This window comes from Stieleria sedimenti (genome assembly GCF_025060895.1).
Taxonomy (GTDB): Bacteria; Planctomycetota; Planctomycetia; order Pirellulales; family Pirellulaceae; genus Stieleria; species Stieleria sedimenti.
Map to the genome: position 1 here is coordinate 1 of NZ_JANZKV010000134.1, position 10,902 is coordinate 10,902.

The following is a 10,902-nucleotide window of genomic DNA, read 5'->3' on the forward strand; positions in this document are numbered from 1 at the left end:
CCCGACTAAATCGACAACCCGCGAGCCGTCCGGTCGCGCTTCAAAAACACCGTAAAAGACCGGAGGGCTCGCGCCCTACCGCTAACAAAAACCCCCGCTTGGCGTCAAAATAGGTGGCATCGAAGCGTGAGCCACCGGCGGGTGGGACGAATCGTCCGCCAAGCGACCTGATGGACCCGCAAATCCGGCCCGCCGCAGCACCCCGGGAGGCACTCCGGCGGCGGATTTCGTTGACCGGCCTGCGGTGCACGAGTAGGATTCGGGTCTAGGCCGGTGCGAGCAGAATGACGGATTTTCTTGGGCGCGGGCCGGTTCCACGCGTCCATTTTGCGCGTGCTCCTCTGACGTCCGGCGATGGAAAACCAAGAACCAACGGCTAGCGATTCAACCGTCCACCGAACGCCCGGGCAGTCGGCCGACGGTCCGCGTCAACCGCCGGAACTCGACCCGACCACGGATGAGGTATTTGCGGTGCGGCGTTCGCCCAAGGGCAAATCGGTCAAGCACGTCGACGGCGAGGGAGCGGTGCAGGACGTCGCGCCGGGTTTGGAAGAAGCCAAAACGGTGATCCGCCAGGCCGCTTCGGGGCAACCCAAGAGTGCCGGCAGCGGCCGGACGCCGGCGGACATCGCCAAGGTCTTGGTCGGCGAGCAGCTGAATCAATATTTTTTGGAGGCGTTGATCGGTGGCGGCGGCATGGGCGCCGTCTTTCGAGCCCATGATCAACAACTCGATCGTATCGTCGCGCTCAAGGTGATCCCGTTTGTCGGAAACGACCCCGAGCTGCAACGACGGTTTCGCAATGAAGCACAAAATGCGGCGAAGTTGGATCACCCCCGAATCGCCCGCGTCTTCGATGCCGGCAACTACGACGATTGGCACTACATCGTCTTTGAATACATCAATGGGACCAACGTCCGCGATCTGGTGGACCACCACGGCGTGCTCTCGCTCGATGATGCCGTCGTCTTCACCTCGCAAGTCGCCGAAGCGCTCGACCATGCATCACAACGTGGCATCGTGCACCGCGACATCAAACCGTCCAACGTCCTGGTTTCCGAAGACGGTTCGGTCAAGCTGGTCGACATGGGGCTGGCCCGCAGCGACAACCTGGATCTCAGCGAAGACATGACCGCAAGCGGCGTCACGCTGGGAACGTTTGACTACATTTCGCCCGAACAAGCTTTTGATCCGCGCGACGCCGACATCCGCAGCGACCTTTATTCGCTCGGCTGTACTTTCTACTTCATGCTGACCGGCGAAGCGCCCTACACCGGCGGCACGATGCTGCAAAAGCTGATCAGCCACGGCAACGCCCCGTTGCCCAACCCGAAGGCGCTGCGTCCGGATTTGCCAGACGAAGCGACCGCGGTGATGCATCGGATGATGGCCAAAGACCCGCAGTCCCGGTATCAAAATGCGCGCGACTTGTTGGCCGATCTCAGCGAACTGGCGTATCGTTTTCAATTAAAACGCGCCCAATCCATCGCTGTGGTGACTCTCCCCTCGGGAAACGAAGGCTTACAGCGTCTGCAATTGCATTTGCCATGGATGATCGCGGCGTTGTTGATTCTGATGATCGGCGGGTATTTGGAATTACAATCGACCGCGACCCGTGATGCGTTTGTGATCAACCGACCGGCGTCGCTCAGTCGAACAGGGTCGACGCGACCGTCCTTGCCACCGTCCGATACAGGCGGATCGGGCGCCGATGCCGCGAGATCCGACGGCTCCGACTCCGACCGCTTGCCCCCGTCGCCCTCGGGTACATTCTCCGACAGCAATCCGGTATCGAACGGTTCCGATTCATCACCCCCCGATGGATCGACGAGCCAAGCGGATCGCGTCGGCCCCGGAACGATCGATTCGCCGCCGGTCGAACCGGGCATGAATCTGGACGATGTTTCCGAAGCGGCAGCTCGGCCACCCAGCTTCGGTGCACGTTTGCCGCTCCCCGACATGTTGGGCAGCGATGATGACCTGCCCGCGGCTTCTTTCGAAGACAACACCGCGATGACGCCCAACGAAGGGGACGAGGCAGAATTCGATTCAACGACGGCCGGCTTGTCGGCATCGGCCGCCGGTGGTTTGGCCGCCGCGGGATCTGCGGTCGGTACGGGAATCCCGGAAGCCATTCGGATGAACAAGCCGAATGGATCAGCACCGGTTGTCTCGCCGACCCGCCCCGTCATGCCGGCGGAATTACCGGCTCCACAATCCGTCCGCGTGGTTTCGCCGAGTCTGTTAGCGCTTTCCATGCGAGTCGACCAGATCGATCGTGACACCGACGGCGCGATCCTCGTCGCGACGCTCACCGACGCGATCGACTTGGCCATGCGATTCGGGGTCGGACGCGTGGAACTGGCGACGGAGGAATTGGTCACCGGGCCATTGACCATTCCCCAAGACAACATGGTCTTCGAGTCCACGGTAGGACGGACAGCGATTCGAATGGTCTCCACCGACACGCTGGCGATCGGCCGCAGCGAGATGTTGAACATCGGCAACCATCGCACCCAATTTCGAAACCTGGACTTTCATTGGGAACTTGCCCAGGAACAAGTCGATGGCGGCTCGATGTTCGTACTCAACGACAACCGGTTGACCCGATTCCAGAATTGTACGTTCACCCTGGTCAACAAAGCGATCCATGACCGCGTGTCGTTTTTCCAGATCGTGACCGACCCCAAAGCCCTGCCGGATTCGGAAACCCTGCCCGGCCGAATCCTCAACCCGAACGAGGATGCGTTGCCATTGGTGGCGATCCAGTTGGACAACGCGGTGGTGCGCGGTGAAGCCACCCTGGTCGAGATGGACTATGCCGCCGCGTTGCAGCTGGTTTGGAAAAACGGATTGCTCGCGATTAGTGGCCGCATGATTGACACCTCTGGTGCGCGTCGGCTTCCGACGCCGATCGCCAGCCCGATCCAGTTGTCGCTCTCCAACGTCACCGCAGAGATCCCCCGGGGACTGGTCCGAATGCGGCTGGGCCCAGACGGGATTTTCCCGGTCCCGATTGAACGAGAAGCCAATCAGTGCGTGTTCCTGATTGAAGACGGCCAGCCGCATGTCGAGATCATTGGGGTGGAAACACTTGCGACCGAGCGACCTTATTTGAAACTTCGCGGCGAAGACAACGCCTACGTCGGCGCCCCGACGCTGAGCGACCCGCTGCTTTCGGTCTCCGATCTGGCCGGCAACACGTCGGTTTACATGATGGAAGAATTGGCGGCGCAGTCGCTGCCGTGGATCGATGAACGCCGACCGAGATGGTCGGTACGCTGGTCCTCGGTGCGTCCGAGATCACAAACCTATCATCGTCTGACGCCGACCCATTATCGCCAAGACGGAGCGATCTATTTCGGGTTCCAAGAACCCGACCTGCCGTCCCTGCCGTAGACGCGTTGACACCCAACGGGGTGTCCGTTGTTAGCGGCAGGGCGCGAGCCCTCCGGTCTGTCACGGTGTTGATGAAGCGCGACCGGACGGCTCGCGCCGTTCCGCTAACACGTTCAGGTGCCTTCGGTCACGCACCGCGTGACCTACCGCGGGGACATCGCCGAGGCGGCGGAGATCATCACTTCAACCGGCAGCCCGATCGGCAGCGTCGCGTCGGTCTTCAAATCGATCCAAACGCGTCGCGTGTGCGTCTCATTGCGTTCGCCCGCCCAACCGCCATAGATCTTTTTCGGTTCCATTCTCGGTTCGATCTCGACGACGACTCCGGAGAAAAACTGTCCGGGCATCGCGTCGGCAGTGACTTCGCAGGCTTGCCCCCGAGCAACCGTCAACGCGTCCCGCTCGTCCACATCGGCAACCACGCGCAAGCGTTCGGTGTTCGACAATTCCAAGGCTGGCTCAGGCATCTCGGGGCTGATCCACTCGCCGGGATTCATGTCCACGGCCAATACAATGGCCGGGCAAGGCGAAAGGATTGAACAACGCTGAAGATCGATCTCAGCCATCTCCAGCGTGGCTTCGGCCGAAGCGATTTCGGCATCGGCCGCCATCAAGTCGGCCAAGCGGGGATCCGCTTTGATCGTCATGTAGCGTTCGCGGGCGGCCAACATCAACGCCAGGTTCGTATCATGTTCGGCGCGATAGTCCTCCAGCGATTGCGAACTGAGCGCGTTGCGGGAAAACAATTTGCTGGCCCGTTCAAATCGAGTTCGTGAACTTTCATAACGAGCCTCCGCCGCAACGGTTTCCTGCTTCGCCGCTTCAATTTCGCTCTCTCGAGCTCCGGCGATCAATCGCATCCGTTTGGCGCGCGCGGCGGACAACATCGCCGACGCCAGATCTCGTTGCGCTTCATAGCGTTTGGATTCCAATTGGAACAACACCTGCCCCTTCTCGACGCGGGTCCCTCGTGACACCGAGACCGAATCGATTCGACCGGGAAAGTGCGGCCGAATCAAAACGTTTTCGGTCGTTCCTTCGATTCGGCCGGCGGCATGCACCGACGTCTTCGTCGCGACCGCTGGCGAGAGTTCGGGCAGCGACGTGGGTCGGGAATTTGATTTTTGGTGCTGATCGGCGATGATCAAGATCCCGGTCCCGAGCGCCGCGAATGCTCCAGCGAGAAACAGCTGTCTCATTTGAATCTCCCGTTTTCCATTTCGCAGATCCGATCGGCATACTCATAGATCCGCGGATCATGCGTCACGACGACGGTCGAGCTGGCGTATTCTTTGGTCAATTCGTTCAACAGTTCCATGACGGCCCTTCCCGACGTGCCATCCAGTGCCGCCGTCGGCTCGTCGGCCAAGATCAATTCGGGTTGCCCGATGACGGCGCGCGCCAATGCAACTCGCTGGCATTGGCCGGGGCTCATCGACGTCGGCAGCGCTTTCCGGTGATCCGCAAGCCCCATCCGGCACAGCAATTCGGCGGCGCGATCACGGGCATCACGAAGCGGCATTCCGTCCATCGTCAGCGGAATCGAAACGTTGTCTTCGGCCGTCAATCCGTTGATCAGTTGGAACCGTTGAAATACGAATCCGATCCGTTCACGGCGAACAAGCGTGCGTTCGACTTCCGTCAAACCGTCGACGCGGCGTGCTTTGAAAAGAAGCTGGCCGGAATCCGATGTCAGCAGCAGCCCCAGGATCGACAGCAGCGTGGTTTTGCCGCTCCCTGACGGCCCGGCCAAAAACACGCACTCCCCCGGATCGACGTGAAAATCGATGCCGTCCAGGACCGGGCGTGACTGACCGCCGATCACGTACGATTTCGCAATCGCTCTGGCTTCCAACGCATGAGTTGTCAATGCAGGCTTCGTCGGCTCGGGCACAAGTCCCTGGCCATGCCGAACACCGACGGGAACGTCGATCGGCGTGTTGACGGTCGTGCCGGTGTTGGTGATGGTCATGACTGCAATGCCGTGTAGGGGTCGATCCGTCGAACGCGCAGAGAAGGCAAGCCGGCCGCGAACAAGCAGATCGCGAAAATCAAGACGCCACATCCGATAGACAACATCAATGGAATTTCGATCGTTGCCCGCGGTGTGCTGAGCGGCGTTTGCAGGGTGACGGTAATCACCACCCCGATCGCGATCCCGATCGATGCAACCAGGGCAGACTGAAACGCCAGGATGGACAGCAGTTCACGTTCGCTGAGCCCGATCGCCCGCAGTGTCGCGGACTCGTTGATTCGGTCGAGCACCATGGCAGACAAGATCACCCGGACCAGTCCGGCAATCAACTTGCCGCGGTCGTGGAAAAGGGTGCGATAGGCAAGGTTCCAACGCATCGCACAGGAATGGAGGGAGGAGCAGCGGTCTTTAGGGTTTCCCCGGTAGTATCGACCGCCTAATCGTCAAACTTGAGTGTTCCTGCGTTTAACGGATTTCTCAGCTCGCATCTAGAACAATTCGTGCGTCAATCAGCACCCGCGGTATTTTAACCAGCTCGCGTTTCCTCCCCCCGCTGACATCATTCTGCCGACTCGTCGCCAAGCTCATGCCTGTCACTGCCCGGTTTCAGCTTCTCGACGAAAAACGCCCGCATCCGTCGGCGCCCATAGCTGCCCCCGTCGCTGTGCCCCATTCCAGGGATCATCAAGAACTCAAAATCCTTTTCCGCTTTGACCAACGCATCGACCAACCGATAGGTGGACTCCGGCGGCACGTTGCTGTCCAGTTCGCCGACGACCAAGAACAAGTCCCCGCGCAACCGTTCGGCAGATTCCAGGTTACTGTTGCCGGCATAGTGCTCACCCACCGGATAGCCCATCCATTGCTCGTTCCATGACGCCTTGTCCATGCGATTGTCATGGCAGCCACAGGAGGCATAGGCGGCTTTGTAGAAGTCGCCGTGAAACAACAGGGCGCCGCAGGCGTTCTGGCCGCCGGCGGAGGTGCCAAAGATCCCGACGCGTGACAAGTCGATCGCCGGAAATTCTTTTTTTGCGGCCTTCATCCAGGCGATCCGATCGGGGAACCCGGCGTCCTTCAAATTGTGCCAGCACCTGTCGTGAAACTTCTTCGATCGGTTTGCCGTCCCCATACCATCGATCTGCACCACCACGAATCCCAGATCCGTCAGCTCTTGGTAACGCGCCGAATGCGAGTAACGTTTGGGGACGTGAGAATCATGGGGCCCGGCGTAGATCGCTTCGATCACCGGGTAGCGATCTTTTAAGCTCGGGTCAAAGTCCGCCGGGAAATACAGGTTTCCCCAAATCTGGGTTTCGCCGTCACGGCCTGCGGCATGGAACACTTTCGGCACCGACCAATTTGACGGGTCTTTGCCGACCCGCTCGGCGCGCACCAGTTCCCTGACCAGGCTTCCGTCGTCGGCGCGTCGCAATTCATGAACCGGCGGCGAGTCGACGCGGCTGTGTGTTGCCACCACGAACCGGCCATCGGGTGAGAATTGAACGGAGTGGTCGCCGTCGGACTGAGTGATCGCCACCAATCCTTTGCCATCGAACCCGACGCGGACAAGATGTTGGTGGTACGGATCCTGGTCGTCGTAAAATTCCCCGACCATCAAGTCCAACGTCCGGGCATGCTCATCAATCCGCACGATCTCACGCACCAACCAATCCCCCGACGTGATCGCCCGCAGGGCACCCTCGCTCAGGGAGGGTCGAGCGGAACGAGGGGAGGGCTGCCCTCGGTTTGCCTCGCCGCGCTCAGCAACCTCCTCAACCCCATCCGCTAGGTCCACCAAATACAAATGCCGATACCCGCTCCGTTCGCTGGCGTAGATCACCTCATCCGTGTTTTCCAAATACGTGAATAATGGAACCTGCGGCCCATGCATGGTCCAAATGAATGTCTTCGAGCTTTCATCGATCACTGTCCGAACCGTCTGTTCCTGCGGATCGATCACAAACAACCGAACGCGCTGATGTCCGCGATCCACTTTCTCGATCGCCAATTGATGTTTCCCGAACCAGCGGATTCGCGGACGTCCGAAATCAATCTGCGGCAATTCGGTTTCTAGCCGCTCGCCGGTTTCCGCATCAAACAGAAACAACTCAAACACGTCATACTTGTCGCCCGGCAGCCGGTAGGGGCGGGCACGGACTTTGGCCCGTCCACCGCCGGCGGGCGATGATTCGATCGTAGTGGTTTCTGGCGGATCGTTGCGTTCCACTTTCCAGGCAGCAACCACCGCGCCATCGGGCGACCAGGACGGAGACACGATGTCGTGGCCATCGATGGAGCCGAAGTCCAGGTCGACCCAGCGAACCTCGTCGGAACCGTTGACCCGCAGACGTATTCCGTGTGGCGAAGACTGCAACACAGACATTCCGTCGGGAGATGGAATACGGCCCGTGTCTCGGTCCATCCGGTTGCGGCGTGAACGTGGGTCTCGAGGAGACACTGACTTCGGCGCTTCAAATTCTTTTTTGATCCGCGCGACAGTCGGCGGCGACTGGGCGATGGTGCTGCCGAAGAATTGGCCACCGGAGGCTTTCACCATCCAAGCGTGTCCGGCGAAGGTGTGTTGGGAAAAGGATTGGCCAGGGGCCAGGTTGCTGTAGGGTCGAGGTTTCCCGTTGGTGTCGATCCAAAACAGCTGCACCGTCTTGTCCGATTCGTTAACAAACTCGACACTCGTCTCCAGGGCCGACGGCTGCGAGCGAGGCAGCGGCCCTCCGCGAAGGGCATCGTCGGGATCAAGATCAGAGCCTGGCTCGACCGTCGTGATCTCGCCCGTCGTGGCGTCGACCGATCGAATCGACATCGTTCCGTCGGCTGCCTGCACGGTGAACGTGAACCGCGAGTCATCGATCCACTCGGGAACGATCCGCTGGTTGATCGTCCGGCTGCGACCCTCCAAGTCACCCTCGGCTGCCCGCAGGCATTGCAAATTCACCGGGCCGCACACACCCAGTCCAAACACGACAAACACAAAGGCTGAAGCACGCAACGCAAAGACCCTCGACGACACCGAGAACGAATCGGACCAGGCCGCAGTTTAGCTGCTCGATTCCTTTCCGAAATGGCCCTGCTGACACCGCCCTCACCCCCTGCCGACACGAATGCCCCCCGGTCTGGACATTTCGGTACACTCCCTGAACACTTACCGACGCGACGATTCGTGTTTTTTTTCTCAGAGGATTTCATCGATGGCTGATTGGCTCGAACCCGGCACCAAGGCTCCTGCATTCACACTCAAAGATGACCAAGGGAACAAGGTCAAACTGAGCGACCTCAAAGGTGGCCCCGTCGTGCTGTACTTCTACCCACGTGACGACACGCCGGGCTGCACGAAAGAAGCTTGTGCGTTTCGAGACCGATATGACGAAATGAAGAAACTGGGTGCCCAACTGTTTGGCGTCAGCGCCGACTCCGCCGAAAGCCACACCAAATTTCGTGACAAGTATTCGCTGCCGTTTCCGCTGCTGGTCGACGAGAAGCACGAGATGCTGGAGAAATATGGGGCCTGGCGTGAAAAGAACATGTATGGCAAGAAATCCATGGGGATCCAGCGCAGCACCTACCTGATCGATGCCGACGGGAAAGTCGCCAAGGTCTGGAAGCGGGTCAAAGTCGACGGGCACGACCAACAGGTCATCGACGCCTTGGCTGAGCTTTAAGGCGTCCTGACCCGCCGTCCGTGGGATGACGGATGCACGGAAGACGCATCGAACCGGTGTCCCCACGTACGACAGCCCTTCCGGGCCGTCGCGCGAATCCTTTCGACGGCCTGGAAAGGTCGTCGTCCCCCGTCCTGCCTCACCGGGGCGTGCCTTCCGCCGGGAACACGTCCCCTGGCACCGAGATTCTCCGCGGGCTACGCTTCGAGTGAACGCTCAGGCGTCGCGAACCCCATTCTCTCCGCGCTGCATTTGCCTTAGCCATGGCTCATACGATCGTCATTTTTGGTGCCTCGGGCGACCTGACAAGTCGCAAATTGATTCCAGCGCTTTACAGCCTGTTCAAAAAAGACAAATTAGACAGCGTGATGCGGATCGTGGGCGTCTCACGATCACGATTTGAGCACCAGCAATTCCGTGACTCGCTCCGCGAGTCGACGGCGAAATTTGCCGGAAAACTCTTCGACGCGGAATCCTGGGACGAATTCAGTCAGCACGTCTACTACCAGCCCGGCGACATCAAAGAAGCCGCCGACTTCGACGCCTTGGGAAAATTCCTGGACGAAATCGAACAGGGCGAACGCGCCGGACGTCTGTACTACCTCTCGACGATGCCCCAGCTCTACGAGGAAGCGATCAAGCAACTCGGCGCAGCCGGACTAGCCGATGATGATGCCGGTTTCCGAAGAGTGATCATTGAAAAACCCTTCGGAACGGACCTGGCTACCGCCCACGCACTCAATGATTCGATTCACAAGGTCTTTCGCGAAGACCAAATCTATCGGATCGACCACTACCTCGGCAAAGAAACCGTCCAAAACATCTTTGCGCTACGATTCGCCAATTCGATCTTCGAACCGATTTGGAATCGCAACTATGTCGATCACGTCCAAATCACCGTGGCCGAAGAAGTCATCATCGGGCGCCGTGCCGGCTACTACGATAGCGCCGGAATCATGCGAGATATGTTCCAAAACCATATCCTGCAATTGATGATGATCACCGCGATGGAACCGCCGGCAAAGTACGATGCGGCGCTGGTGCGTGACGAGAAAGTCAAAGTGCTGCACAGCGTGCGCAAGATGACCGGCGGCGCGTTCGCATCCGACACCGTCCGCGGACAATACGCCGGCTACCTGAACGAAGAAGGCGTGCCCCCGGACAGCCAGACCGAAACCTACGCGGCGCTCAAACTGTATTGCGACAACTGGCGATGGAAGGGCGTTCCGTTCTACTTGCGAAGCGGCAAAGGCATGTCGTGCCGGACCACCCAGATCGTGATCCAGTTCCGCCACGTGCCCCACATTCTGTTCGGTCAAAAAACGCGTAGCCCTGTCGGCAATCGGCTGGTCATCCAAATCCAGCCCGCCGAGGGAATTCAGCTGCACTTCGAGTCCAAGGTGCCTGAAAGCGAGATGAAGACGCGAACCAGTACGCTGGATTTTGATTTCAACCAAACATCCAAAGGCGACATGCCAGACGCTTACCAACGGCTGCTTCTGGATGCCATCCTTGGTGATGCGAGTTTGTTTGCTCGGAGCGATGAAGTTGAATTGGCCTGGGGAATCATTGACCCGATCCTGGCCGCCTGGCGCAGCCCCGCGGCGCCGGAGCTGTTCCAGTATGAACCTGGACTATGGGGGCCGCCCGAAGCCAACGAGTGGATGGGCAATCAACACCATCGCGAATGGTTCGACGTTTGCCCGGTGCTCACCCACCCCTGACCCCGGTGGGGTAGGCAGTGAAGCAAGTGCTTCACCGCGTTACCAGGTGGCGCCAGCTCAATGCCATCTACTTTCGCTCAAAAGGTGTTAGCGGAACGGCGCGAGCGGTCTGTCGGTTTTGTGA

General features: G+C 59.5%; 7 protein-coding genes. 3 read left to right on the top strand and 4 right to left on the bottom strand.

The genetic code is table 11. The annotated features are described in order from the left end of the window. Nucleotides 1-354 precede the first annotated feature (354 nt). The gene (locus NZK35_RS17170) at nucleotides 355-3,399 is read left to right on the top strand and encodes a serine/threonine-protein kinase (RefSeq protein ID WP_259633764.1); all 3,045 of its coding nucleotides are present in this window, start codon (nucleotides 355-357) and stop codon (nucleotides 3,397-3,399) included. 143 nt (nucleotides 3,400-3,542) lie between these two features. On the opposite strand, the gene NZK35_RS17175 is transcribed toward NZK35_RS17170, so the two are convergent. From NZK35_RS17175 to NZK35_RS17190, 4 genes are all read right to left on the bottom strand, one after another. Continuing rightward, complete coding sequence (locus NZK35_RS17175) at nucleotides 3,543-4,598, bottom strand: HlyD family secretion protein (protein ID WP_259633765.1); 1,056 nt, start codon at nucleotides 4,596-4,598, stop codon at nucleotides 3,543-3,545. After that, on the bottom strand, nucleotides 4,595-5,371 hold the full coding sequence (locus tag NZK35_RS17180) for an ABC transporter ATP-binding protein (protein ID WP_259633766.1): 777 nt from the start codon (nucleotides 5,369-5,371) through the stop codon (nucleotides 4,595-4,597). Before NZK35_RS17180 ends, NZK35_RS17175 begins: the two co-directional genes overlap by 4 nt. Then, the gene (locus NZK35_RS17185; RefSeq protein WP_259633767.1) at nucleotides 5,368-5,751 is read right to left on the bottom strand and encodes an FtsX-like permease family protein; all 384 of its coding nucleotides are present in this window, start codon (nucleotides 5,749-5,751) and stop codon (nucleotides 5,368-5,370) included. Before NZK35_RS17185 ends, NZK35_RS17180 begins: the two co-directional genes overlap by 4 nt. A 182-nt stretch (nucleotides 5,752-5,933) precedes the next feature. Then, nucleotides 5,934-8,384 carry a prolyl oligopeptidase family serine peptidase gene (locus NZK35_RS17190; RefSeq protein WP_259633768.1) on the bottom strand — a complete coding sequence of 817 codons (2,451 nt, stop codon included), beginning with the start codon at nucleotides 8,382-8,384 and terminating at the stop codon, nucleotides 5,934-5,936. A 199-nt stretch (nucleotides 8,385-8,583) separates the two neighbouring features. Between NZK35_RS17190 and bcp the strand changes: the two genes are divergently transcribed. Together bcp and zwf are read left to right on the top strand one after the other, a co-directional pair. Next, a complete protein-coding gene (gene bcp, locus NZK35_RS17195) occupies nucleotides 8,584-9,054 on the top strand; it encodes a thioredoxin-dependent thiol peroxidase (protein WP_259633769.1) in 471 nt (156 codons plus the stop codon). A gap of 263 nt (nucleotides 9,055-9,317) precedes the next feature. Next, the gene (zwf, locus tag NZK35_RS17200) at nucleotides 9,318-10,778 is read left to right on the top strand and encodes a glucose-6-phosphate dehydrogenase (protein WP_259633770.1); all 1,461 of its coding nucleotides are present in this window, start codon (nucleotides 9,318-9,320) and stop codon (nucleotides 10,776-10,778) included. Nucleotides 10,779-10,902: the final 124 nt, after the last annotated feature.

Bases quoted from the DNA above. Each gene is read 5' to 3' on its own strand.
- NZK35_RS17185 (WP_259633767.1), bottom strand. From the start codon at position 5,751: ATGCGTTGGAACCTTGCCTATCGCACCCTTTTCCACGACCGCGGCAAG.
- NZK35_RS17175 (WP_259633765.1), bottom strand. From the start codon at position 4,598: ATGAGACAGCTGTTTCTCGCTGGAGCATTCGCGGCGCTCGGGACCGGG.
- zwf (WP_259633770.1), top strand. From the start codon at position 9,318: ATGGCTCATACGATCGTCATTTTTGGTGCCTCGGGCGACCTGACAAGT.
- NZK35_RS17180 (WP_259633766.1), bottom strand. From the start codon at position 5,371: ATGACCATCACCAACACCGGCACGACCGTCAACACGCCGATCGACGTT.
- bcp (WP_259633769.1), top strand. From the start codon at position 8,584: ATGGCTGATTGGCTCGAACCCGGCACCAAGGCTCCTGCATTCACACTC.
- NZK35_RS17170 (WP_259633764.1), top strand. From the start codon at position 355: ATGGAAAACCAAGAACCAACGGCTAGCGATTCAACCGTCCACCGAACG.